This window comes from Chryseobacterium sp. FR054, assembly GCF_056844565.1.
Map to the genome: position 1 here is coordinate 337,165 of NZ_JBXDSA010000001.1, position 24,173 is coordinate 361,337.

Annotated in this window: 23 protein-coding genes; 15 read left to right on the forward strand and 8 right to left on the reverse strand. The window is 39.7% G+C overall.

Annotated features, from left to right (window positions below):
- The first annotated feature begins 52 nt into the window (after nucleotides 1-52).
- From AC106S_RS01635 to AC106S_RS01685, 11 genes are all read left to right on the forward strand, one after another.
- Complete coding sequence (locus AC106S_RS01635) at nucleotides 53-880, forward strand: SAM hydrolase/SAM-dependent halogenase family protein (protein WP_482437391.1); 828 nt, start codon at nucleotides 53-55, stop codon at nucleotides 878-880.
- Nucleotides 881-943: 63 nt separating this feature from the next.
- The gene (locus AC106S_RS01640; RefSeq protein ID WP_482437392.1) at nucleotides 944-2,251 is read left to right on the forward strand and encodes a dihydrolipoamide acetyltransferase family protein; all 1,308 of its coding nucleotides are present in this window, start codon (nucleotides 944-946) and stop codon (nucleotides 2,249-2,251) included.
- 64 nt (nucleotides 2,252-2,315) lie between these two features.
- On the forward strand, nucleotides 2,316-2,504 hold the full coding sequence (locus tag AC106S_RS01645) for a hypothetical protein (protein ID WP_482437393.1): 189 nt from the start codon (nucleotides 2,316-2,318) through the stop codon (nucleotides 2,502-2,504).
- The gene (locus AC106S_RS01650; protein WP_482437394.1) at nucleotides 2,504-2,848 is read left to right on the forward strand and encodes a hypothetical protein; all 345 of its coding nucleotides are present in this window, start codon (nucleotides 2,504-2,506) and stop codon (nucleotides 2,846-2,848) included. Before AC106S_RS01645 ends, AC106S_RS01650 begins: the two co-directional genes overlap by 1 nt.
- A 394-nt stretch (nucleotides 2,849-3,242) precedes the next feature.
- Nucleotides 3,243-4,595, forward strand: coding sequence for a chloride channel protein (locus AC106S_RS01655; protein ID WP_482437395.1), 1,353 nt, complete (start codon nucleotides 3,243-3,245; stop codon nucleotides 4,593-4,595).
- Between the two features lie 227 nt (nucleotides 4,596-4,822).
- Nucleotides 4,823-6,145: a choice-of-anchor J domain-containing protein gene (locus AC106S_RS01660; RefSeq protein WP_482437396.1), complete on the forward strand. Its 1,323-nt coding sequence runs from the start codon at nucleotides 4,823-4,825 to the stop codon at nucleotides 6,143-6,145.
- Between the two features lie 126 nt (nucleotides 6,146-6,271).
- Nucleotides 6,272-6,613, forward strand: coding sequence for a 30S ribosomal protein S6 (gene rpsF / locus AC106S_RS01665; protein ID WP_482437397.1), 342 nt, complete (start codon nucleotides 6,272-6,274; stop codon nucleotides 6,611-6,613).
- Between the two features lie 31 nt (nucleotides 6,614-6,644).
- Nucleotides 6,645-6,947 (forward strand): 30S ribosomal protein S18, encoded by a 303-nt coding sequence (gene rpsR, locus AC106S_RS01670; RefSeq protein ID WP_007844708.1) that lies wholly within the window; start codon nucleotides 6,645-6,647, stop codon nucleotides 6,945-6,947.
- Between the two features lie 112 nt (nucleotides 6,948-7,059).
- Entirely contained in the window at nucleotides 7,060-7,560 is a 501-nt protein-coding gene (rplI, locus tag AC106S_RS01675) for a 50S ribosomal protein L9 (protein ID WP_482437398.1), read from the forward strand.
- 152 nt (nucleotides 7,561-7,712) lie between these two features.
- On the forward strand, nucleotides 7,713-9,074 hold the full coding sequence (locus AC106S_RS01680; RefSeq protein WP_482437399.1) for an aldehyde dehydrogenase: 1,362 nt from the start codon (nucleotides 7,713-7,715) through the stop codon (nucleotides 9,072-9,074).
- A gap of 67 nt (nucleotides 9,075-9,141) precedes the next feature.
- On the forward strand, nucleotides 9,142-9,330 hold the full coding sequence (locus tag AC106S_RS01685) for a bacteriocin-like protein (protein ID WP_482437400.1): 189 nt from the start codon (nucleotides 9,142-9,144) through the stop codon (nucleotides 9,328-9,330).
- Nucleotides 9,331-9,383: 53 nt separating this feature from the next.
- On the opposite strand, the gene AC106S_RS01690 is transcribed toward AC106S_RS01685, so the two are convergent.
- The gene (locus AC106S_RS01690) at nucleotides 9,384-9,947 is read right to left on the reverse strand and encodes a thioredoxin family protein (protein ID WP_482437401.1); all 564 of its coding nucleotides are present in this window, start codon (nucleotides 9,945-9,947) and stop codon (nucleotides 9,384-9,386) included.
- Between the two features lie 80 nt (nucleotides 9,948-10,027).
- On the opposite strand from AC106S_RS01690, the gene AC106S_RS01695 reads away from it, so the two are divergent.
- From AC106S_RS01695 to AC106S_RS01710, 4 genes are all read left to right on the forward strand, one after another.
- Complete coding sequence (locus AC106S_RS01695) at nucleotides 10,028-10,912, forward strand: lysophospholipid acyltransferase family protein (protein ID WP_482437402.1); 885 nt, start codon at nucleotides 10,028-10,030, stop codon at nucleotides 10,910-10,912.
- 6 nt (nucleotides 10,913-10,918) lie between these two features.
- The gene (locus tag AC106S_RS01700) at nucleotides 10,919-11,905 is read left to right on the forward strand and encodes a glycosyltransferase family 2 protein (RefSeq protein WP_482437403.1); all 987 of its coding nucleotides are present in this window, start codon (nucleotides 10,919-10,921) and stop codon (nucleotides 11,903-11,905) included.
- Nucleotides 11,906-11,965: 60 nt separating this feature from the next.
- Entirely contained in the window at nucleotides 11,966-12,523 is a 558-nt protein-coding gene (locus tag AC106S_RS01705) for a 3'-5' exonuclease (RefSeq protein ID WP_482437404.1), read from the forward strand.
- 223 nt (nucleotides 12,524-12,746) lie between these two features.
- Nucleotides 12,747-13,469: a T9SS type A sorting domain-containing protein gene (locus AC106S_RS01710; RefSeq protein WP_482437405.1), complete on the forward strand. Its 723-nt coding sequence runs from the start codon at nucleotides 12,747-12,749 to the stop codon at nucleotides 13,467-13,469.
- A gap of 1 nt (nucleotide 13,470) precedes the next feature.
- Here AC106S_RS01710 and apaG read toward each other — a convergent pair whose 3' ends face one another.
- The 7 genes from apaG to glgB form a co-directional block, all read right to left on the reverse strand.
- Nucleotides 13,471-13,860 (reverse strand): Co2+/Mg2+ efflux protein ApaG, encoded by a 390-nt coding sequence (gene apaG, locus AC106S_RS01715; RefSeq protein WP_482437406.1) that lies wholly within the window; start codon nucleotides 13,858-13,860, stop codon nucleotides 13,471-13,473.
- A 79-nt stretch (nucleotides 13,861-13,939) separates the two neighbouring features.
- Nucleotides 13,940-15,196, reverse strand: a complete 1,257-nt coding sequence (odhB, locus tag AC106S_RS01720) for a 2-oxoglutarate dehydrogenase complex dihydrolipoyllysine-residue succinyltransferase (RefSeq protein WP_482437407.1) — start codon at nucleotides 15,194-15,196, stop codon at nucleotides 13,940-13,942.
- A 39-nt stretch (nucleotides 15,197-15,235) separates the two neighbouring features.
- Entirely contained in the window at nucleotides 15,236-18,049 is a 2,814-nt protein-coding gene (locus AC106S_RS01725) for a 2-oxoglutarate dehydrogenase E1 component (protein ID WP_482437408.1), read from the reverse strand.
- 124 nt (nucleotides 18,050-18,173) lie between these two features.
- Nucleotides 18,174-19,214, reverse strand: a complete 1,041-nt coding sequence (locus AC106S_RS01730) for an SRPBCC domain-containing protein (protein WP_482437409.1) — start codon at nucleotides 19,212-19,214, stop codon at nucleotides 18,174-18,176.
- Between the two features lie 205 nt (nucleotides 19,215-19,419).
- Nucleotides 19,420-20,688, reverse strand: a complete 1,269-nt coding sequence (locus tag AC106S_RS01735; protein WP_482437410.1) for a glucose-1-phosphate adenylyltransferase — start codon at nucleotides 20,686-20,688, stop codon at nucleotides 19,420-19,422.
- 85 nt (nucleotides 20,689-20,773) lie between these two features.
- The gene (locus AC106S_RS01740) at nucleotides 20,774-22,180 is read right to left on the reverse strand and encodes a glycogen synthase (RefSeq protein WP_482437411.1); all 1,407 of its coding nucleotides are present in this window, start codon (nucleotides 22,178-22,180) and stop codon (nucleotides 20,774-20,776) included.
- A 40-nt stretch (nucleotides 22,181-22,220) separates the two neighbouring features.
- Complete coding sequence (gene glgB / locus AC106S_RS01745) at nucleotides 22,221-24,170, reverse strand: 1,4-alpha-glucan branching protein GlgB (RefSeq protein ID WP_482437412.1); 1,950 nt, start codon at nucleotides 24,168-24,170, stop codon at nucleotides 22,221-22,223.
- Nucleotides 24,171-24,173: the final 3 nt, after the last annotated feature.

Consider the following 24,173-nt stretch of genomic DNA (forward strand, 5'->3'; position numbering starts at 1 on the left):
TTTTTATTTTAAATAACTTTGCAGGAAACACTATTTATTCTACCAACAATTCATGTCAATTATTACCCTTACTTCGGATTTCGGAAATTTAGATTACAGAGTTGCCGCTGTAAAGGGCAAAATCCTGTCTCTAAATCCTGAGGTTAATATTATTGATATAACCCACGATATCCAGGCATTCAACCTTATACAGACCTCTTATATTGTCCGGAATGCTTATAAATATTTCCCAAAAGGGAGCATTCATATCCTTTCTGTTGACAGTTTTTATAACAGATCCAGAAAAAATATCCTGTACAAGGCGGACGGCTCTTATTTTCTGGCCGCAGACAACGGACTTCTGAGTCTTATCTTCTTCGATATAAAACCGGAAGCGATTTATGAAATTACTTTGAACAGCCGTTTTGATGATGTAGTAGACTTTACTTCTACCGATATTTTTGTACCTGCCGCCGTGCATTTAGCAGGAGGCGGACTTCCCGAAGTGATCGGAAGGAAGATAGACTCTGCCAAGCAGCTTCTTTTCCCTAAACCGGTGTATAACGAATCGGAAAAAATGATCATTGGCGAGGTGACCTATATTGATAATTTCGGAAATATAATCTCGAATATCGGCAAAGATCTTTTTGAAACCATCAGCAAAGGACAGGAAGGCTTCATCATCAAATTCAGAAATTTAACGCTTTCGAAAGTCTTTTCCAGCCATACGGAAGTGGTCTCGGACTGGGACAGGGAAACGGAATTCCACGGACAGTCGGCAGCGATCTTCAACGACAGCCAGCTGCTGGAGCTTACCATCTATAAAGGGAGTAAGAAAAACGGCGCGAAAAGCCTGTTCGGACTGAATGTAGGGGAGAATATCTACATTGAATTTTTCTAAAATTATATATTTCATAAAAAAACCGATTTTTTTTATATATTTGTCAAAATCTAAAAATTAAAAATGGCAGAATACAAATTATTGCTTCCGTCAATGGGAGAAGGTGTTATGGAAGCGACGATTATCACTTGGTTATTCAATGAAGGTGATAATGTAAAAGAGGATGACTCCGTAGTAGAAATTGCAACAGATAAGGTAGATTCAGACGTTCCGACACCAGTTTCGGGGAAAATTGTAAAAATCTTAAAGCAAAAAGACGAAGTTGCAAAAGTTGGTGAAGCCATTGCTATTTTAGAAATCGAAGGTGAAGGCGGAAATACAGCTTCAGAAGAAGTAAAAACTGAAACTCCTGCCGCAGCTCCGGATGCCGACACTTTAAAAACCATTGAAGAGCCGTTACAAGCAGCCGCATCAAACGTAGAATTTTCCGGTGATCTTTACCTTTCTCCACTGGTAAAATCCATCGCACAGCAGGAAAACATTTCCGAAGCAGAGCTGAAAACCATCAAAGGAAGCGGTTTAGAAGGAAGAATTACCAAAGAAGATATACTGGCTTATGTAGCCAACAGAGGAAGTCAGCCACAACAGGCAGCTCCGGTTCAGCAGACCGTTTCTGCTCCGGCTCCTGTTTCAGCACCAGCTACAACAATTACAGCTGCTGCAGGTGATGAGATCATTCCAATGGACAGAATGAGAAAGATCATCGCTGAAAACATGGTAAAAGCAAAACAGATCGCTCCACACGTTACTTCTTTCATTGAAACAGATGTAACCAATGTAGTGAAATGGAGAAATAAGAACAAAGCTCTTTTCGAAAAAAGGGAAGGTGAAAAGCTGACTTTCATGCCGATTTTCGTAAAAGCGGTAGTGAAAGCAATCCAGGATTTCCCGATGATCAACGTTTCTGTGAGCGGTGAAAATATCATCAAAAAGAAAAACATCAACATCGGTATGGCCACTGCCCTTCCGGACGGAAACCTTATTGTTCCTGTGATCAAGAATGCAGATCAATTGTCTCTTTCAGGTCTTGCAAAAGCCATCAATGATTTAGCTTACAGAGCAAGAAACAAAAAACTGAGACCTGAGGACACTCAGGGAGCAACGTATACCATCTCTAACGTAGGAAGCTTCGGAAACCTTATGGGAACTCCAATCATTCCTCAGCCACAGGTAGCGATTTTAGCCATCGGAGCTATCGTTAAAAAACCTGCTGTTCTTGAAACAAAAGACGGTGATGTGATTGCGATCAGAAACCTGATGTTCATGTCTCACTCTTATGATCACAGAGTGGTAGACGGTTCCCTGGGAGGAATGATGCTTAAGCATGTTCACGACTACCTGGAAAACTGGGATCTTAATACAGAGATCTAAGAACTGATTCCAATTCAAAAAGAATTTAAATCAACTTTAAATAACCTACAAAATCAATAAGGACATGAAAAATACAACTTTAATTGCTATTATCTCACTGATTGCGATCGTTCTTATTGATTTTGTCCAGATTGTCCTCAGTTTCTTCGAGGTTTATTCATTATCGGTATTCAAGCTATTTGGTGTTTTAAATCTTATTGCCTTTGCCGGCCTGCTTCCATTTTTTATAACCCTTTATAAAAAACAGAAATAATGGATCCTGAACTAAAGGAACTTTTTGAGCTTAAAGACGAAAAAGTGGAAACAGGAATACCTAAAACTCCAGAACAAAACGTTGTTAAACATGTTTTAATCCGTCTTGCCGTCCTTATTGCCGGAACAGTTGGTTTCGGGATTGCCATGAATGATGAGTACGGCTTGGGAGCTTTGGGTTACCTGCTGTTTATGCTGGTTTTCCACGTACTCTGGGCTGTTATTATGATTATTGAAGCATTGGTATTACAAAGCAATAATAAACTGATTCTCAGAAATACAAATCTTGGTTTAATTGTAGGCCTCTTATTTATTTACGGCTTGTTTTTAGGCTGGTTTAAGTAATCAATTAAAAGCTTCTCTTCTCAGGGAAGCTTTTTTACTTTTATCATAATCAAATCATTGTATCTTTTGGCTTTAGAGAGTCTTTTATCTTAGTTAAAAGAAGTTCCCACAGATTTTTCAGATAACACGGATCTTAATGGATATTTTATCTGCGAGAACACAGTAGAATCTTTGATTTTTTTAAAGACACTCTAAGTTAATTTGATAAGGTTTTTCAGTACCTTAACTAAAAGTAATTCCAACCTCCTTCTTTCAGCTTCCAACCTCGTTTATTTCCCAATATTTTCACTTATAACCAAGTCAGAATTAAACTTCTTACCTGTTTTTTTCCTCACAGGTTTTATATCCCGGATATTTTTCATAATTTTTCACAGGTCATTTCTAATCTACACACATGCTGAAAATTTTTGTTCTGCTTCGCAGGAGCCTGAAAAAATCTTTTGACAACATCCGGAATGAGCAGCTGAAGTATAACCTTCTTCAGGCTATTCCCTTCTGGATAGGATCGGTGATCACAGGCTTTTTTGCCGTAATGTACGCCCAGATATTTGCGTGGGGAGAACACCTTTTAAATTTCATCCTCGACTGGCATGCATGGATGATCTTCATTATTGCTCCTGTTGGTTTCGTTCTTTCCTGGTGGCTGGTGAAAGAATTTGCTCCCAATGCCAAAGGAAGCGGCATCCCACAGGTAATGGCTGCTGTGGAACTGGCCAATCCTAAGGAACATAAAAACATCAGAAGTCTTTTAAGCATTAAAATCATTGTTTTTAAGATCCTTTCATCGGTGATTCTGGTTATCGGAGGCGGAGCAGTAGGCCGTGAAGGACCCACGATTCAGATTGCCGGCTCTGTATTCAGAAAAGTTAATGAATACCTTCCGGAATGGTGGCCGAAAATTTCCAAGAAAAACATGATCATGACCGGGGCTGCGGCAGGTCTTGCAGCTGCCTTTAATACTCCTCTCGGAGGAATTGTGTTTGCTGTGGAAGAACTTTCAAAGACCCATATCAACTATTTTAAAACCGCTTTATTTACAGCGGTTATCATAGCCGGCTTAACAGCTCAGACCTTAGCCGGATCTTACTTATATCTGGGTTACCCAAAAACCAACGGAGTTTCCCTGATGGTAATGTTTCCTATTATTCTGGTGGCAGGAACAGCAGGAATTCTGGCCAGCCAGCTCTCTGTGAGCATGCTGAAAATGAATGACTGGAAAAAAAGAAAACTTACAACAGATAAATCCAATGTGATTTTCTTAGTGATCTGTGCGCTTTTTATTGCCTGTATCGCCTATTTCATCAACCGGGAAATTCTGGGTTCCGGAAAAGAAATCATGGAACGTGTTCTTTTCACAAAGAATAAACATGAAGAATGGTATGTTCCCATCCTGAGAATGCTGGGTCCTGCCCTTTCCTTTACATCCGGGGGAGCGGGCGGAATTTTTGCTCCCGCACTGACAGCCGGAGCCAGCATAGGATCTGTTATTTCAGGAGCAATTCATTTAACTCCGAATGAAACCAATGTCGTTATCCTCGCCGGAATGGTAGCTTTCCTTACCGGAATTACCCGGGCACCTTTTACTTCGGCCATCATTGTCCTTGAAATGACCGACAGACACTCTCTCATTTTTCATCTGATGCTGGCGGGAATGGTTTCTTCTATTGCTTCAATTTTAGTTAGTCGACATTCTTTGTATGATGTAATTAAAGTTAATTTTTTATCAGAAATTAGAAATAACAGGTAAATTTTAAATTAAAAATAGATTTTTTATAAAAATTATTTCATTCACTCAACCTTATCTGCAAATCTCAGCAAAGCCCCTAGAACAGGAGGTCTAAAAATATAAAATAAACATTAAATTTTCAATTTTAACTAAAACCATTCAATAAAAACCTCGTTAAAGACTCTTAAATTTTGAATTATTGATTTTTTTATCTATTTTTGGATAAATCAATAAAAAAATAATAACTTATGAAACGACCTTTACTGAGTGTAGTATTGGCTGCTCTCCCTTTGCTTGGATACAGCCAGATATTTCAAGAAAATTTTGATGGCAGCGGCCCGGGAATGGCTGCATGGACTGTAATAGATGCCGACGGATTAACTCCGGCTGAAGATGTTTCCTTTATTACCAACGGCTGGAACCGTATTGACAGAGCGGGAGATGATGGAAGTTTTGGCGGGCCTGCCGGAAATTATGCTGCAATGAGCACGTCCTGGTATACCCCTGCCGGCACCTCGAACGACTGGCTGATTTCTCCACAGATCACTATCTCCGGAGCTTCACCTACCCTGTATTGGGATGCAAAGGCACAGGACCCAAGTTACAGGGATGGTTATAAAGTAATGCTTGCCCCGAACGGTGGCAACACAATAGCAGATTTTACCGTACAGCTTTACACCACCGCAGGAGAGAACGGAGCATGGACAACAAGATCCGCAGATCTGACACCCTATATCGGACAGAATATAAGAGTAGCTTTTGTAAACAACAGTAATGACAAGTTTATGCTGCTTGTTGATAACATTAAAGTGGACCCTGTCTTTACTGCTCTTTATTGTGGCCCGGTAAGCTTTTTAGATCCTCTTTTCGAAGAGCCGGGAGATGAGCCTATCACATTGGTCAATTTTGCAGGAATCAATAATCCCACAAGTGCCACCGCCTATACAGGAGATTCTCATGAAATGTTTCTGGAACAGGCTGCTTCCGTTGCCCGCGGACAGTCTTATGATATAACTTTAAAAGGAAATACAGGAGGAAATTATGCAAGCAATTTCGTTGTCTTTATCGACTGGAATCAGAACGGTATTTTAGATGATGCCGGTGAAGTGTACCAGGTAACCCAGACCATTCAGAATTCCACGGGCAGCGATGCTTTACAGGCGGTACACTCAATTTCGGTTCCTGTCAATGCACTGCTTGGAAATACAAGAATGAGGGTGAAAAAGATGTATGGAACAACAAACCTTCTCGATCCTTGTACTGGTGGAAGCTACGGACAGGCAGAAGATTACACCGTAACCGTAACCAATACCCTTGCCGTAAATGATATCGCCAAAAAAGATACTTCATTCAAAGCATATCCTAATCCGGTAACCGATATTCTAAATATTGAATCGAAGGGCAAAATAAAATCAGTGAATGTATATGATGCAGGCGGAAGAAATGTAATGAATACTGAGATCAACAGCAGTAAATCCACTATTGATCTTTCCGGGCTGAATGCAGGAACCTACATTGTAACCGCTTATACCGAGAGCGGAGCCCAGTCGGTAAAAGTGATCAAAAAGTAAAAAGATATATTGTCTTTATGAACGAAAGGCCTGCTCCCGCAGGTCTTTTTTTATAAACATCTTGCATATTACAAATATATTTTCTACTTTTGCACCTCGAAATAATTAACAAATTTATTTAACATTATGAACAATTACGAAACTGTTTTCATTTTAACTCCCGTTCTATCTGACGCACAGGTGGAGGAAGCAGTGAAAAAATTTGAAGATCTTTTAAAAGAAAAGAACTGCGAAATCGTTGCTAAAGAAAACTGGGGATTAAAAAAATTAGCTTATCCGATCCAATTGAAAAAGAACGGATTCTACACTTTAATCGAGTTTAAAGGTGAAGGTACTGTAGTTGCTGATCTGGAATTAGCTTTCAAACGTGACGAAAGAGTAATTCGTTACTTAACTACAAAACTTGACAAACACGCTGTTGAGTACGCTGTAACCAGAAGAACAAAAATCAAAGCAGCTAAAGCTTAATTATTAACCCAATTTTTTAAAAAGACAAGACATGGCAATAGATGAAATGGCTAAACAAGCCTCAGCTGGAGGAGAATCAGAAGTAAAATTCTTAACTCCGCTTGATATCAACACTAAATCTGAAAAGAAATATTGTAGATTCAAAAAATTCGGAATTAAGCACGTAGATTACAAAGATGCTGACTTCTTATTACAGTTTGTAAACGAGCAGGGTAAAATTTTACCAAGAAGATACACCGGAACTTCTTTAAAATACCAAAGAAAAGTTTCTGCTGCTATCAAAAGAGCAAGACACCTTGCTTTAATGCCGTACGTAGCTGACTTATTGAAATAAGACAAAAAATAATAAAGGAAGAGGGCAACCTCTTCTTTTGTTGCTGAATAATACTAATTTAATTCTAACTTGATTTCAGACAGCCTCTGAAATCTAAAAAAGGACAACAACAATGGAAATTATCCTAAAAAAAGATGTAGAAAACTTAGGACTTGAGTTTGATACAGTAAACGTAAAACCAGGTTATGCTAGAAACTTCCTTATCCCTCAGGGATTTGCTCTTTTAGCTACTCCTAAAAACAAAGCTGCTTTAGAAGCTACTCTTGAAGCTAGAAAAGAAGAAGAAGCTAAATTAATCGCTGCTGCAAACGGTATAGTTGAGCAATTGAAGAAAACTTCTATCACAATCCCTGCAAAAGTAGGTACCGGTGATAAACTTTTCGGTTCTATCAACAATGCTGACTTAGCTGAAGCTTTAGGAAAAGCTGGTGTTTCAGTAGATAAGAAATACATCAAGATTCCTGGTAACACGATCAAAAGAACCGGTAAATTCTCAGCTCTTATCAGACTTCACAGAAACGTTGAGTACAACTATGAGTTTGACATCGTATCTGATGCTCCGGTTGAAGCTCCTGCTCCTAAGAAAGAAGAAGCTAAAACTGAAGAAGCTTAATCAGAAGAGAATTTTCTCACCATACAGAACCACTTCAATTTTTGGAGTGGTTTTTTGTTGTTAATATTTTACTTCCCATCATTATGCCTTCCTGTAAAATACAAAATGATATTTTAGGCAGAAAATTTGCTGTACTTCGGGAAATGTGACGTATGAAAATTCAGGATATTGTATTCAGCCAGAAAGAGTTTTTCAGAACCCAACAGACTAAAAGCATCAAATTCAGGAAGATGTATCTTGAAAAACTCCGGGATCTTATCATAAAAAATGAAGAACTTCTGTATGAAGCTATTGCTGAAGATTTCGGCAAATCAAGATTTGATACCTTAACAACAGAAATTTCATTTGTCTTGAATGATATTGATTATTATTTAAAAAATATCAATTCACTTTCAAAGCCTAAAAAAGTCAGGACCAATCTGGTTAATCAGATCGGAAACAGCAGAATCTATCCCGAGCCTTTAGGATGTGTTCTGGTAATCGGAGCCTGGAACTATCCTTACCAGCTTTCACTTTCACCTATGATCGCAGCGATGGCAGCCGGAAACTGCTGTATTCTGAAGCCCAGCGAAATTGCCTTCCATACCATGAAAGCGATGGCCGGTATCATCAATACCCACTTTCCCCCTGAATATCTGTATGCTTATGAGGGCGGTATAGACGAAACCACAGAATTGTTGAAATTCAGGTTTGATAAAATATTTTTTACCGGAAGCACCAGAGTAGGAAAAATCGTGTATAAAGCAGCAGCGGAGCATCTTACTCCGGTTGTTCTTGAATTAGGCGGAAAATCACCCGCTATTGTAACGAAACATGCCAATCTGGAAACAGCTGCCAGAAGAATTGTCTGGGGCAAATTCCTGAATGCCGGCCAAACCTGTGTAGCCCCGGATTATCTGCTTGTAGAAGAATCGGTAGAAGAACAGTTCACGGAAATGCTCCGCAAATTCATCCGGGAATTTCAGTATGAACCGGATTCTCTGCAGTATACCCGGATTATTAACGTCAGAAATTTCCAGAGGCTGATCCGCCTTATTGATCCTGAAAAAGTATATTTCGGAGGAGGTTTCAATGAAGAAAAGCTGTATATAGAACCGACCGTTCTGCATCATGTTACCTGGGAGGACCCCGTTATGCAGGAAGAGATTTTTGGGCCGGTTCTGCCTGTGATCAGTTTTACCCATTTCAATACTGCCCTCAATATGATCTCAGCGATGGAAAAACCGCTTGCCGCCTACCTTTTTACCGGTAACGCTGAAGAAAAAGAAATATTTACAGCAAAACTCTCTTTCGGTGGAGGCTGCATCAATGATGTTGTGATGCATTTAAGTAATGACAATCTCCCATTTGGAGGTACCGGAGCATCAGGCATCGGAAATTATCACGGAAAATATGGATTTGAAGCCTTTTCACACCAAAAATCTGTTCTTGAAAAAGCAATCTGGGGTGAACCGGATATTAAATATCCTCCGTATTCTGATAAAAAATTAAGCTGGATCAGAAAGTTATTGTAAATATTCCCAAAAATAAAAATTATAACTTTTTTACTGTAAATTTATTTATACCATTAAAAAATAATTTATGAAAAATCTAAAAAAATTAACTAAAAATCAACTGAAAACTATCTCAGGAGGGGCATCTTGTATTTCTTCTTGCTCAAACGGATCATCCGTAGTTTTAAATACATGTACTTCATGTATAGATTATAAGGGAGACGGCGTAGCTTGTTTTGATTCTCGCGATAATAGCATACACGTAGCTAGTTGTTAACTAAAACAGCGCCGATCACAAATTTTATGATCGGCGCTGTTTTTTATAATATTTTAGATTTCTCCTTTTTCCAGAAACTCTTTTACTTTCACCTTGCTGTAGCCTTTGCCATCTTCTAATACTTCACTCTGCTGAACATGAATTTTCTTCCCATTTTTGTCTAAAATGATAAAGAAAGGATAAAACTGTTGTTCATTAATATTAATATATTGAGAGAAAATCTTTTCATTCTTATTATCCGGAGAATAGTTTAAATGATAGTATAAATATTTTTTATCTACAATTTCCTTCAGTTCAGGAGTGGTCTGTACAAAATTATTAAAGCGCAGACACCAGATACACCAGTTTCCGCCTGCCTGAATCATAATATTTTTTCCTTCTTTTTTAGCCCGGGCAATTAATTTATCAAGATCAGCCTGTGCATCAGCCTTCGGATCATAAGGTTTGGGAAGTTTTGCTTTTTCCTCTCCTGCCATCTTCTTGGCTTCCATTTCCGCATGGTCAGGCTTTACCAGAAGAGCATTATCATGCTTTCTGTCTTCATTCGTCTTTACAACGTTCTGGGAAAAGGCCAATGTGCTCAATCCCAGAAAAGCAATAACAACTAAATTTTTCATAACATAAAAATAAAAAAAATATCACTTATTGCAAGCAAAAATAGAACCATAATTTTATTATCACTAAATTTGCGTGTTTTATGAATTTCTTAATTAAAATATTATTCTTCATTTCCAAACTTCCGCTTAAGGTATTGTATATTTTTTCGGACGTTATGTTTTTCCTAAATTATTATTTTGTAGGATACAGAAAGAAGGTTATTACGCAGAATTTACACAATTCTTTTCCTGATAAGTCTGAAGGAGAAATCAACAGAATACGGAAGAAATTTTACCGTAATTTTTCTGACTACCTTGTAGAAACCATCAAATCATTCAGTATTTCGGAAACAGAATCAAGGGTAAGGATGCAGCACATCAATCAGGAACTGTTTCATGAAGCTAAGGCAGAGGGAAAAAACATTATTCTTCTTGCAGGCCATGTCTTCAATTGGGAATGGATCAATGCGCTGGCCAGGATCATTCCTCAGCAGCACTGCCATCCTGTATACAGAAAAGTAAACAATGATTTCTGGGAAAACCAGATGAAGAAAGTCCGTAATAAATTCGGAAATGAGGCCCTGGAAGCGAATGAAGTGATTATGAACATCTTCAGATCGAAGAATGACGGTGATTCTGCCTATATGTTTGTAGCGGATCAGACTCCTCATATTGCCCACGTCAATTACGGATTGGATTTTTTAAGCCAGAGAACGCCTGCTTTTATCGGGTATGATAAACTGGCCACCAGAATGGATCTTGTTTTCATCTACTGTGAAATGAAGAAGGTAAAACGGGGATATTATCAGGTAAATTACCACAGGATCTATCCGGATGGAGAAAAATTCGTTGAACATGAGGTAGTGAAAAAATTCCATAAACTGTTAGAAAATACACTTCATAAAAGACCGGACAATTATCTCTGGTCACACCGGAAATGGAAATATCAGAGTTCTATTAAAACCTTCGATTCTGAAAAAATATAGATGCAGATGCAGAAAAAATTAGGAGTGGCCATCCTGAACTGGAACGGCAGAAAATGGCTTGAACAGTTTCTACCCAGTGTAATCCGTTTTTCTCAGGAAGCTGATATTTATGTAATCGACAATCTCTCGACTGATGATTCGGTTACCTTTCTTCAGACTTATTATCCGGAGGTAAAGATCATCAGAAACGATAAAAATTACGGTTTTGCAGGCGGATATAATACAGGACTGAAAGAGATCCGGAACGAATACTACTGCCTTCTTAATTCCGATGTGGAAGTTACCGGAAACTGGATTGATCCTGTGATGAAAGTATTTGAAAAAGATGCTTCCATTGCAGCAGTACAACCGAAGATCTTATCTTTCAGCAACAAAAATCTTTTTGAGTTTGCCGGAGCCGGAGGCGGTCTTATTGACAATTTAGGCTATCCTTACTGCCGTGGACGTGTTTTCGATGATCTGGAAGAAGATAAAGGCCAGTATGATGATGAAACGGAGATCTTCTGGGCATCAGGCTGCTGTCTTTTCATCCGCTCAGAGGATTTTTGGGAACAGAATGGTTTTGATGAACGTTTTTTTGCCCACCAGGAAGAAATTGATCTCTGCTGGAGACTTATCAATTCAGGGAAAAAGATTTTTTATACGGGAAGATCCAAAGTATATCACGTAGGTGGCGGAACCCTGAACAAACAGAGTGCACAAAAAACGTATCTCAATATCAGGAACAATCTTTCCATGATGCTGAAGAACCTGCCTTTTCCGAAGCTCATAGGGCTGGTCTTTTTCAGACTCTGTCTTGACGGAATTGCCGGGATCTATTTTGGCTTAAAACAGGGGTTTCCCCATCTTTGGGCTGTTGTACGGGCTCACTTTGGCTTTTACGGACAGGCTGCCGGAACATGGAAACTTCGCCAAAAGCATCAGAAGAATGAATTTTACCAGACGAAATGGTTAATTTTTAAACATTTTCTGGGAGGAAAAAAACAGGTATAGAATTTCAGATAAAAGACCGGTCAATTGAAACTCCGGACATTAAACTTTAAATCAAACACAATGGATTTCTGCGCAATAGATTTTGAAACGGCAACCCACGACAGGAGTTCTGCGTGTGAGATGGGAATCTGTGTGGTTCAGGATTCTAAAATCGTGGAAACCAGAACATGGCTGATCAAACCTCCGAGTTTTCCTTATTTCAGCAGGTTCAATATAGATGTACACGGAATAACTCCTGAAGATGTAAAGGATGCGCCTACTTTTGACGAGATCTGGTATGAGGCGGAAGAAATGATGTACGGAAGCCTTATGATTGCCCACAACGCAGGTTTTGATGCCGGCGTTTTAAGAGGATGTCTTGAGCATTACGGAATGTTTACTCCCAAACTGAACTATCTGTGCAGCATACAGCTGGCTAAAAAATCCTGGAATTATCTTCCGAAATACGGGCTGAAACCTTTAGCGGAATATCATCAGATTCAGTTCAATCATCACAGGGCGGGTGCAGATGCAGAAGTCTGTGCAAAAATCTCTTTACTGGCTTTTGAAAAGCTTTTTATCACAAGAAATGAAGAGATCAATGAATCTGTATTAAAAAAACATATCAAAAAATTGTAACATTAAAAATAAAAGTTTAATTTTAAAAACAAAATTTTAACTTAAAAAACAATGAAAAAAATCTTACTTTCTCTTATTACAATCGTGGGCATTCCTGCACAGGTTCAGACAAATCTTTAACTTAAAAAATAAAACAATGAAAACAATATTACCGTCTCTTACTATAATTGCAGACATTTCTGCACAGGTTCAGACAAAATTTTAACTTAAAAAACAAAAAACCATGAAAAAAATCTTACTGTCTCTTACTGCAATTGCCGGCATTTCTGCACAGGCTCAGACACAACTTCACAACACGCAATGGAACTTAAAGAAAGTAGTAAAGAATAATATTACCTACAATCTTCCGCAAAACAGCGAAATGGGATTTCCTGTTCTTACTTTTACATCTTCCCCGAACCCTTCTACTCCACCAACAAGTGACATGAAAAGTCCTATTTGCGGAACCTATGCATGGGCATTAATTTATGATGCTGAAATATACGCAGACCGATTTAATCCCTGGGCCAATGGTCTTGGTGGTACTTTAACCTGTACAATACCGGAAAATATTGCTTTCACTAACCTGTATAACAGTGTTTTAATGACGACTCTGTATAATTATCAGATCACTTATGCCAATGGAGTAAAAAACCTTGTTATAACCACCGACACAGGAAACCAAGCCTTCTACCAGGCCGAAACACTGGGAACAAAAGAAGCTCATCCATATCTGTCTGATAAAACGATAAGCGTTTATCCCAATCCTGTTAAAGAAGGAACTGTTTATCTTAAAAACGCAGAACGAATTGAATGGATAAAAGTATATAGTACGGAAGGAAAGCTTATTATGCAGGATCACTCCGGCGATGCTAAAATGAATGTCTCTAACCTGCTAAAAGGGGGCTACTTTATGGAAGTAAAATCTCAAAGTGGTATTAGCAGACATAAATTTATTAAAGAATAATTTAGTTACTTAAAACTTCGGAGAGCAGGTTGAATTTTGGGATATCAATCTCAAAAATCTCCTGCGTCTCCAGGTTTTTAACCTGGTATTTCCCGCTCATATTCCCTACTCCGGAACGAAGCATTACATTGGAAAAATAAGCGAAACTTTCGCCTACGGAGATCTCGGGAGTCAATCCGATGACACCGTCTCCTATAATCTCGGTATATCCAAAACCTACGTCAAAGATCAGCCATTTTCTTTTAAGCACCTTAATCGGGAACAATCCGTCATTTTCAATGGTAATCGTATATTTAAAGACATAACGGTTTTCAGACGGATAACTGTTTTTACTATCATATTCAGGAATTACTGAAACTTTGATATTAGAGGTCATTTTTGAAAACATCATTTTGAGTATTTTCTTAATAAATACAAAAATCTCGCCTTTTTAGGCGAGATTGTAAAGTTATATTATATTTTTAACAAAATTATAATCCAAGACCTTTTCTTTCGTCACCTCCCATTAATACTCCAACAGGATTGTCGATACCTTCTTTTACCGCTACAAGGAATCCTACTGATTCTTTTCCGTCGATAATTCTGTGGTCATAAGACATCGCAACGTACATCATCGGTCTGATCACTACCTGTCCGTCAACAGCAACCGGTCTCTGGATAATATTGTGCATCCCAAGAATTGCAGATTGAGGAGGGTTGATGATTGGTGTAGACATCATAGACCCGAAAGTACCACCGTTGGTAATGGTGAAAGTACCACCCGTCATTTCGTCCACTGTAATTTTACCGTCTCTTACTTTTGTAGCAAGATCTTTGATATTTGCTTCAATAGCACTGAAAGACATATTTTCTGCGTTTCTCAGTACCGGAACCATCAATCCTTTAGGACCTGATACCGCGATTGAAATATCGCAGAAATCGTAGTTTACTTTGAAATCTCCGTCGATAGATGCATTTACATCCGGGTACATCTGAAGAGCTCTTGTAACCGCTTTTGTAAAGAAAGACATGAAACCAAGTCCTACTCCGTGTTTCTGAGCGAATTCTTCTTTATACTGCTTTCTTAATCTGAAGATTTCAGACATGTCAACTTCATTGAAAGTGGTTAACATCGCTGTTTCATTCTTTACAGAAACCAATCTCTGAGCGATTTTTCTTCTAAGAACAGAAAGTTTTGTTGTTGTAGTAGATCTTGATCCTGTTGCCGTAAGAGGATTTCCTCCTAACGCAGGAACAGCAGCCAGTTCAGCATCAGTTTTAGTGATTCTTCCGTCTCTTCCGCTTCCGGAAACCTGTCCTGCATCAATTCCTTTTTCGTCAAGGATTTTCTTAGCCGCAGGAGATGGAGCACCCGTAGCATAAGTTTGTGGAGCAGCAACCGGAGCAGCCGGCTTCGGAGCTTCCTGTTTAGCAGGTTCAGCAGCTTTCGGAGCTTCTTCCTGTTTTGGAGCTTCAGCAGCAGGAGCACTTCCTCCTTCCGGTCTTGCAGCATCCATATCAATTAAACAAACTACCTGACCTACCTGTACCACATCACCTTCTTCTGCTTTCAGAGTGATCACACCGCTCTGTTCTGCAGGCAATTCCAGGGTTGCTTTGTCTGAGTCTACTTCAGCGATAGGTTGATCTTTTTCTACATAATCACCATCTTTTACAAGCCAGGTTGCAATTTCAACTTCTGTGATTGATTCGCCCGGTGAAGGAACTTTCATTTCTAAAACTGACATATTGAGTATTTTTTATTTTTTAATTGATTATTATTTAAATTAGGCTGTTACAGGTCTTTTTGCAGGAGCATCGTCTCTGTCGAAAACTCTGTTGATCACTGCATTCTGGTTCTTTTCGAACATTTTGTGGCTTCCCGGAGCCGGAGCACCGCTTGGTACCGGAGCAACAACTTCAATTCCTGTATTTCTGAAGTTTCTTAAGATATAAGACCATGCTCCCATGTTTTCAGGTTCTTCCTGAGCCCAAACCAGTTGTTTTCTGTTCTCATATTTGCTGAAGATCGCTTCGATAGCATCCGTTTGAAGCGGATATAACTGCTCGAATCTTACCAGTGCAATATTTTCACAGTTCAGCTCTTCTTTCTTCGCCAATAATTCGAAGTACAGTTTTCCTGAACAAAGAACTAATTTTTCAACTTTTTTAGGATCTGCGGCAGGATCGTCCAGGATAGGCTGGAATGAACCTTCTGCAAAATCTTCAAGCGGAGAAACCACTTTAGGATGTCTTAACAGGGATTTAGGACTCATTACGACCAATGGCTTTCTGAACGCCCATTTCAGCTGTCTTCTCAATAAGTGGAAATAGTTGGCCGGTGAAGTGATATTGGCTACCACCATGTTCTCATTGGCACAAAGGGTAAGGAATCTTTCCAGCCTTGCTGAAGAGTGTTCCGCTCCCTGTCCTTCAGAACCGTGAGGCAATAACATTACTAAACCGTCCTGAATTTTCCATTTTTCTTCTGCAGCGGCAAGATACTGATCTACAATGATCTGTGCTCCGTTTACGAAATCCCCGAACTGAGCTTCCCAGATCGTTAGCGTATTGGGAGAAGCCATTGCATATCCGTAGTCAAATCCTAACACCCCATATTCTGAAAGGTGAGAGTTGTATACATCAAACCTGCTTTCTGAAACGTGTCTCAGCGGGATATATTCTTCTTCCGTATCTTCTGTTTTTACCACAGCATGTCTGTGAGAGAAAGTACCTCTTTCCACATCTTCTCCGGAAATTCTTACGTTGTGACCTTCCACAAGAAGTGTAGCATAAGCCAGCCACTCTCCTAACGCCCAGTCTAATGAATTTCCTTCAATAGCTTTGATACGGTTTTCGAAAAGTCTTGTAATCTTGTTAATGAATTTTTTATCTGAAGGAAGTGTTGACATTTTAAGAGCCAGCTCTTTCAGTTTAGCTAAATCATATTTAGTATCAACCGGCAGCTGAACAGCTCCTCTCTTCCCGATAGGATAATTCGTCCAGTCTTCAGCCATGAATACGTCCATAACGTTTTTCTCGATCTCTTTGGAAGCATCAAAGTCTTTATCTAAAAGTGCTTTGAAATCCACTTCCATCTTTTTGATGATATCGTTGGAAATAACGCTGTCGTTGATTAATTTATCTTTATAAATTTCTCTTGGGTTCGGGTGCTTAGAGATAGCTTTGTACAGGTTAGGCTGTGTAAATCTCGGTTCATCTCCTTCGTTATGACCGTATTTTCTGTATCCTAAAAGATCGATATACACATCTTTTCCGAATTTAGCTCTGAAATCGGCGGCAAAGTGCATCGCATGAACTACTGCTTCCGCATCATCCGCATTAACGTGCATTACGGGAGATTCTGTAACTTTTGCAATGTCTGTACAGTAGGTTGAAGATCGTGCGTCATGGAAATTGGTGGTGAAAGATACCTGGTTGTTGACAACGATGTGTACCGTACCTCCTGTTCTGTATCCTTCCAAAGTCATCATCTGGGCTACTTCATAAGCAATACCCTGACCCGCGATCGCACCATCACCATGAATGATGATCGGTAAAACCTTAGAATACTCTTTATACTTATCATCCACTTTTGCACGGCAGATTCCTTCTACAAGAGCTGCTACCGTTTCAAGATGAGACGGGTTCGGCGTAAGGTTGATGCAAACTTCTTCCCCTGAAGCCGTTTTAATTTTTTTAGAAGATCCCAGGTGATATTTAACGTCCCCTGAGAATACGTCTTCTTCAAATTCTTTTCCTTCAAATTCCGAGAAGATCTGCTTGTATGATTTTCCGAAGATATTGGAAAGTACATTCAGTCTTCCTCTGTGAGCCATTCCTAAAACCACTTCATCCACCCCCAGCTGGGAAGATCTTGAAATCAGCTGATCCAAAGCAGGGATCAACGTTTCTCCTCCTTCCAGTGAGAATCTTTTCTGTCCTACAAATTTTGTATGAAGGTAATTTTCAAAGGCTACTGCCTGGTTTAATTTTAATAAGATTTCTGTTTTTTCGTTAGCAGAAAGGCTTGGATGGTTTTCGTTAACCTGAAGCCATCTCTTGATGAAATCTTTTTCCTCAACATTGTTGATGTGCATATACTCTACCCCGATAGAATCGCAGTAAATATTTTCCAGGTGTTTGATAAGGTCTGCCAGTGTTGCAGGCTCTTTCATTCCTGTTTCAACAGCACAGTTGAATTTTGTATTCAGATCCTCTTTAGTAAGACCGAAGTTCTCGATATCTAAAGTAGGTGTATAATGTCTTCTTTCTCTTACCGGATTGGTTTTGGTAAAAAGATGCCCTCTTGTTCTGTAAGCCTCGATAAGGTTTACTACTTTGAATTCTTTTTTGATGTGCTCAGGAACCTCGCCGCCTGCTACGGCCTGAGAGATCTGCTGTACTGCCGGTGCAGTGCTGGCCGGAGCCTGGATGTATTGGATGTTATCGTCATCTCCGTAGTTCTCCAGAGCAAAGTCGAAACCTTGAAAAAAGGCTTTCCATGAAGGCTCTAAAGAATCCGGGAATTTTAAGTACTGTTGGTATAAATCCTCAATTAACTGAGAATGAGCTGCGTTTAGGAATGAAAATCTGTCCATTATTACAGTTTATCTATTATTAAAATTTATTTGTAGAATTAATCTTCAAATTTAATAAAAAAAACCGATTTGGAACAGCCTGAAGGCATTAAAAAAAATTATCGGAAAATTTATTTTTTCAAATTTACTTAAACACTGATAATGAGAGCTTAACATTCACCTCCTGTCCTTCTATCGGACGCTCAATAAAAGTTATACGGACATCTCCGAAGCGCATCTCATCTTTTTTGGCTTTCTGAATCAGCTGCTGAATTGCCCTTATTCTTCCTTCGTAACTTCCTTTGTAATACATAACGTAATTCCGGGACGGATTTACGGTTCTGAAATTGAAATTATTATCCGTTACTCCGATCTTCTTGGAAAGCGGGATTCCCAGGAAATAGGATATTTCTTTGTCTTTGTAATTGTCTGCATCGGTAATCAGCACCGGGAACCCGAATTCATCGTCTTTTTTACCCAGATCCATCGTCACATAATTGTAGACTTTGCTGTAATTCATAACGATATTTTTATAAAGCGCATCCTTTTTGTTGGCGGTACTCACATTAGTTCCCAGGAGTATTTTATCTTCTTCGTTTTCCACCATCAGGCTGTCGTATTTAATGGAAGCCATCTGGTTATCTTTTTCCACTTTATTCCCGAGTACGTTTTTCAGATTGACCATACTTTTGCTGATGTTTTCGGCAAAGCGGTCTTCGGTCCAGAAATTCTCCACTCTTCTCATCACGGAAAGTTTCGGGGTATGTACATACCAGGTAATTTTGGTTTTTTCAGCAGAAACAGCTTTAAATTTTACATCTACCAGAGTAGGATTTTCATTACGGTCCTCAAAAAGCTGATACCTCAAAGTTTTGTTGGGATTTTCGTAACGGATGAACATCTCTCCGTCTGTATCGTTTTTAGGATCCACATAGCTCATTGAACTCCCCTGTCCTTCATAAGGGGTGTAGTAATCAATATCAATGGATGGTGAACTGGTAAAAAAGTTGTTCCAGCGGGTAAAGTGCTGCAGATTATTAAACTGGGAAAAAACTTTATCAATGGGGTAATCGATCTCTTTTTCAATTTTGAAATCTTTATTTTCATCCACAAAATAATACATGGAAGCAGCATAAGCTCCAACCAGGAGAACAAGAATTACGGCTGTTATTTTAAAAAAACGCATCGTACAAAAGTAATACAAATAAAAAAAGTGACCAATATGCTGATCACGCTTGTTTTTAAAAAAGACGGATGAAGGAAAATGGAAGTTTTGATCGTTTTTTTTTAATAACTGACAGACTTTTGAATTTCATGTTAAATTCTGAGAAGTCAAAAAAAATTCTGTATTACCGAATGCCATCAACTTCCGTTTTCCCGCTTCCTTTTCTTTATCCTATATGGGTTCCCGGAGGAAGGACCGCCCCTTTCTTCACCACAACGATGCCATCCTGAACGGAATGGGTTCCGTAATCTCCGTCCGGAATATGTTTTCCGCCGATGATCTTTACATTATCGCCGATATAGCAGTTTTTATCAAGGATTGCTTTTTCAATATAGCAGTATTTTCCGATTCCCATATTCGGGCGGCCGCTCCTGTCGTTCAGTACAATTTCTGTGGTATTCTGGTAGAAATCAGCACCCATGACGTAAGAATTGACAATAGAGCTTCCTTTATCCACCCTGGTTCTGTTTCCAATCACTGAATTTTCAATCTTATCGGCCATGATGATGCATCCGTCCCCAAAAACCGCCTTACTTACATAAGAACCGTTGATTTTGGACGGAGGAAGCATTCTTGCTCTGGTGTAAATAGGCGATGAACCGAAAAGATTGAACTGCGGCAGATCCTGACACAGATCCAGATTGGCTTCGTAGAAAGATTCTATTGTTCCGATGTCTGTCCAGTAGCCTTCGTACTGATAGCTCAGTGTTTTATATTTCCCGATAGAACTTGGGATAATATCTTTTCCGAAATCATCGCCGGCTCCTTCTTCAAACATTTTTTTCAGAATATTCTTGGTGAAGATATAGATTCCCATAGAAGCCAGGTATTCTTTTCCTCTGCGTTTATTTTCTTCTGAAACTTCAGATTTTAAGCCGTCCAGCATATCATAATCCGGTTTTTCATAGAAGGAAGTGATATTACCGTCATCATCTGATTTCAGAATCCCGAAACCTGTGGCATCTTTGGCAATCACGGGAATGGTTGCAATCGTCAGATCACCTCCGTTATCGATATGGAAATCCAGCATTTCACGGAAATCCATCTGATAAAGCTGGTCTCCGGAAAGAATCAGGATATAATCGTAGTCATACTTCTCAAGATGCTTCATCGACTGCCGTACGGCATCTGCCGTTCCCTGATACCAGCTTTCGTTTTCTACATTCTGTTCTGCGGCAAGAATATCCACAAAACCTTTGCTGAAAATATCAAAATGATAGGAATTCTTGATATGGGAATTCAATGATGCTGAATTAAACTGCGTCAGTACCAGGATCTTGTTCAGCCCTGAGTTCAGACAGTTTGAAATAGGAATATCTACCAGCCTGTATTTCCCCGCAATAGGAACTGCCGGTTTCGATCTTGAATAGGTTAACGGGAATAACCTTGTCCCTCTGCCTCCTCCTAAAACTATGGAGATTACGTTTCGTTTCATAAATTATATTGCGTTTTTTAATGTATTAATTGTGCAGCTTTTTTAATGTTTCCACACGGTATGCTGCCGGATATCCGTACGGTTTTCAGTTATTATATAAAGCTATGTATTTTTCTGCAGATTTCTCCCATGCAAAATCAAAACTCATATTGGCATGAATGAGATTCTCCATTGCCCCTTTCTGGTTATATACTGCCAGAGCCCTGTTCATCGTATGCACAACATCATCTACACCGGGATAGGTAAAATTAAGCCCCGCTCCTCCGGTTGATATATCCTCCACGGTATCTTTCAGCCCTCCGGTATATCTTACCACCGGCACCGTTCCGTATCTCATGGAATACATCTGGTTCAGCCCGCAGGGTTCTACTCTTGAAGGCATCAGCAGAAAGTCTGCGGAGGCATAGATTTTGTGGGAAAGATGCTCTTTATATCCGAGATCCAGGGCAAAATTGGTATAGGTGTATTCGTATTCTTTAAGTTTGTTTTCAATATACGAATTTCCTGACCCCAGGATTATAATGTTCAAAGCACCATAACTCTGCTTAATGCTTTTCCAGACCACATCCGGAAGAAGATCGGCTCCTTTTTCCGTTGCAAACCTTCCGATAAAGGCAAACAGCGGAAGTTCGGGTTTCAGTCCGTATTCTTTACAAAGCTTTTCTTTATTTTTCTTCTTTTTGGCTACCGCATTTTTGATATTAAAATTAAAATCCAGCATCGGATCTGTTTCCGGATTCCATACTTCCGTATCGATTCCGTTGATGATTCCGTAAGCTTTTCCGAATTCTTCCCGCACCAGGCTCTCCAGACCTCTGAAGCTTATAAAGAGTTCCTCAAGATAGCCTTCGGAAACTGTTGTAAAAGCACTGGAACATTTGATCATGCTTGCCAGCGGATTCATAAGGCCGTTCCAGTCCATTAATCCCCATTTATAGGCATCAAAAGAGGGCATATAATTCGCCATATTCCAGCTCATCATTCCCTGGTATTCGCCATTATGTATGGTTCCGACTGTTTTTACGCCTTTCAGGAACTTAAATTCAGGGCAGTGTTCAATCATAAAAGGAACCAGACCTGTATGGTAATCGTGACAGTGCAGAATATCCGGACGGATCTCCATTGCAGTAAGCCAATGCAGGATGCCATGTTGGAAAGCCAGAAACTGGAAACTTTCATCCTGATAACCGTAAGGGTTTTCCCTGTCCAGAAGTCCGGGAATTTTTACCATATACAGTTCAAATCCCAGTACATCTGTTTTCTCTCTCATCACCTGAACCTGCAGCATATTGTTTCCCTGGTGAATAAATCCGTCAAAAACGGTCTCAAATTCATGATCATAAACAAAAGGCTTATTGTACCAGGGCATGACGACCCGGGCATCAATCCCTTTCATTTTATTCTGATATTTGGGCAGGGCTCCCACCACATCAGCCAGGCCGCCAACTTTGGCTACCGGATAGCATTCTGTACTTAAATGATATATTACCATAGTTTTAATGTCATTTGTATTCTTTCTACTGAGGATCAGATTATTCTTTTTTATGCTTAATTCTGTGCAGTCTGTATTTTTTATCTTTATGCTGCCTCAAAACAATACCCGCCAGAGGAGGCAGTCTTACTGTTATTGACTTCGGAAACTTGGTCGATTCTTCATATTTTTCATTCAGGATCTCTGCCTGCGCACCGCTTCCGCCATACTTTCCGTCATCCGAACTGAGAACTGTTTCCCAATGCGTTCCTGCATTCACCCCGATTTTATATTCTGTGATACGGGGAGTGAGATTCAGAACAATCATCAGCACATCATCCCTCCTTCTGCCTTTTCTGAGATAAACATATACCGAATTTTCCAGATCATCGGCTTCCACCCATTCAAAGCCGTTTTTATTAAACTGATTTTCATACAGTGAAGTTTCTCCTTTATATAAATGATTAAGGTCTTTTACTAATGTCTGAAGACCTTTATGAACAGGATACTGCAGCAGATGCCAGTCGAGACTTCTGGTAAAGTTCCATTCGCCGGTCTGCCCGAATTCATCTCCCATAAAAAGCAGCTTGGCTCCCGGATGGGTATACATATATACGTAAAGAGCGCGGAGGTTGGCAAATTTCTGCCATTCGTCACCCGGCATTTTATAAATAAGGCTTGCTTTACCATGCACCACTTCGTCATGTGACAGCGGCATCATATAATTTTCATTATACATATACATGGAAGCAAAGGTCAGTTTGTGATGATGGTATTTTCTGTTGACGGGATCTTCTTTGAAGTAATCCAGCGTATCATGCATCCAGCCCATCATCCATTTCATTCCGAAGCCTACCCCACCCTCGTGAACCGGCTTTGTAAGCAGAGGGAAATCTGAGCTTTCCTCCGCAATAGTCATAATACCGTCTCCGAATTCTTTATACACCGCTGTATTAAACTCCTGCAGGAAAGCTTTGGCTTCAAGATTTACATTTCCGCCGTATATATTAGGCTCCCATTCGCCTTCATTTCTTGAATAGTCTAAATGAAGCATAGAAGTTACAGCATCTACCCTGAGTCCGTCGGCATGATAACGCTCCAGCCAGAACATCGCATTGGAGATCAGAAAAGATTTCACTTCATTTCTGCCGTAATTGAAGATGTGGGATTTCCAGTCGGGATGAAAACCTTTTCTCGGATCTTCATGTTCATAAAGATAAGAGCCGTCAAAGCGGTAAAGTCCGTTGGCATCTCCCGGAAAATGAGAAGGAACCCAATCCAGAATAACCCCGATATGATTCTGATGAAGCTCATCGATGAGGAACATAAGATCCTGCGGAGAGCCGAAGCGTGAGGTAGCCGCATAAAATCCGGTAATCTGGTATCCCCAGCTCGGATCGTACGGATATTCCATAACAGGCATGAATTCCACATGGGTAAAGCCCATTTCTTTGATATAAGGAACCAGCTTTTCAGCAATATCACGGTAATTGAGGAACCGGTCCGGGGCATCTCCATCTCTTACCCACGATCCCATGTGAAGCTCATACACTGACAGAGGAGCTTCAAGGCTGTTGTTTTTTCCGCGGTTCTCCATCCAGTGCCGGTCATTCCACTCATACCAGGTGGTAGAAACCAGTGATGCTGCCTGAATATTCTGTTCCCAGCTTAAGGCATAAGGATCGCTTTTCTCAAGAATTTCACCTCTTGCGGTTTCAATGGCGTATTTATATAAAGTACCCCAGGTAAGGCCGGTAATAAAACCTTCCCAAATCCCCGAGCCATCCCAGCGTGGGAACAGAATATGGTCTTTATGGTTCCAGTTATTGAAGTTTCCGATTACGGATACCTTTTTGGCATTGGGAGCCCAGACTGAAAAATAAACACCTTTTATTCCGTCTTTTTCTGCTGAATGCGCTCCGAATTTATCATACAGTTTATAATGCTTTCCTTCTTTAAAAAGATAAACATCATGATCAGTGAACAGCGTGTATGTTTTAACAGAATTCATCAA

Coding starts and splice junctions, on each gene's coding strand:
- AC106S_RS01635 (WP_482437391.1), top strand. CDS start 53: ATGTCAATTATTACCCTTACTTCGGATTTCGGAAATTTAGATTACAGA.
- AC106S_RS01640 (WP_482437392.1), top strand. CDS start 944: ATGGCAGAATACAAATTATTGCTTCCGTCAATGGGAGAAGGTGTTATG.
- AC106S_RS01645 (WP_482437393.1), top strand. CDS start 2,316: ATGAAAAATACAACTTTAATTGCTATTATCTCACTGATTGCGATCGTT.
- AC106S_RS01650 (WP_482437394.1), top strand. CDS start 2,504: ATGGATCCTGAACTAAAGGAACTTTTTGAGCTTAAAGACGAAAAAGTG.
- AC106S_RS01655 (WP_482437395.1), top strand. CDS start 3,243: ATGCTGAAAATTTTTGTTCTGCTTCGCAGGAGCCTGAAAAAATCTTTT.
- AC106S_RS01660 (WP_482437396.1), top strand. CDS start 4,823: ATGAAACGACCTTTACTGAGTGTAGTATTGGCTGCTCTCCCTTTGCTT.
- rpsF (WP_482437397.1), top strand. CDS start 6,272: ATGAACAATTACGAAACTGTTTTCATTTTAACTCCCGTTCTATCTGAC.
- rpsR (WP_007844708.1), top strand. CDS start 6,645: ATGGCAATAGATGAAATGGCTAAACAAGCCTCAGCTGGAGGAGAATCA.
- rplI (WP_482437398.1), top strand. CDS start 7,060: ATGGAAATTATCCTAAAAAAAGATGTAGAAAACTTAGGACTTGAGTTT.
- AC106S_RS01680 (WP_482437399.1), top strand. CDS start 7,713: ATGAAAATTCAGGATATTGTATTCAGCCAGAAAGAGTTTTTCAGAACC.
- AC106S_RS01685 (WP_482437400.1), top strand. CDS start 9,142: ATGAAAAATCTAAAAAAATTAACTAAAAATCAACTGAAAACTATCTCA.
- AC106S_RS01690 (WP_482437401.1), bottom strand. CDS start 9,947: ATGAAAAATTTAGTTGTTATTGCTTTTCTGGGATTGAGCACATTGGCC.
- AC106S_RS01695 (WP_482437402.1), top strand. CDS start 10,028: ATGAATTTCTTAATTAAAATATTATTCTTCATTTCCAAACTTCCGCTT.
- AC106S_RS01700 (WP_482437403.1), top strand. CDS start 10,919: ATGCAGAAAAAATTAGGAGTGGCCATCCTGAACTGGAACGGCAGAAAA.
- AC106S_RS01705 (WP_482437404.1), top strand. CDS start 11,966: ATGGATTTCTGCGCAATAGATTTTGAAACGGCAACCCACGACAGGAGT.
- AC106S_RS01710 (WP_482437405.1), top strand. CDS start 12,747: ATGAAAAAAATCTTACTGTCTCTTACTGCAATTGCCGGCATTTCTGCA.
- apaG (WP_482437406.1), bottom strand. CDS start 13,860: ATGATGTTTTCAAAAATGACCTCTAATATCAAAGTTTCAGTAATTCCT.
- odhB (WP_482437407.1), bottom strand. CDS start 15,196: ATGTCAGTTTTAGAAATGAAAGTTCCTTCACCGGGCGAATCAATCACA.
- AC106S_RS01725 (WP_482437408.1), bottom strand. CDS start 18,049: ATGGACAGATTTTCATTCCTAAACGCAGCTCATTCTCAGTTAATTGAG.
- AC106S_RS01730 (WP_482437409.1), bottom strand. CDS start 19,214: ATGCGTTTTTTTAAAATAACAGCCGTAATTCTTGTTCTCCTGGTTGGA.
- AC106S_RS01735 (WP_482437410.1), bottom strand. CDS start 20,688: ATGAAACGAAACGTAATCTCCATAGTTTTAGGAGGAGGCAGAGGGACA.
- AC106S_RS01740 (WP_482437411.1), bottom strand. CDS start 22,180: ATGGTAATATATCATTTAAGTACAGAATGCTATCCGGTAGCCAAAGTT.
- glgB (WP_482437412.1), bottom strand. CDS start 24,170: ATGAATTCTGTTAAAACATACACGCTGTTCACTGATCATGATGTTTAT.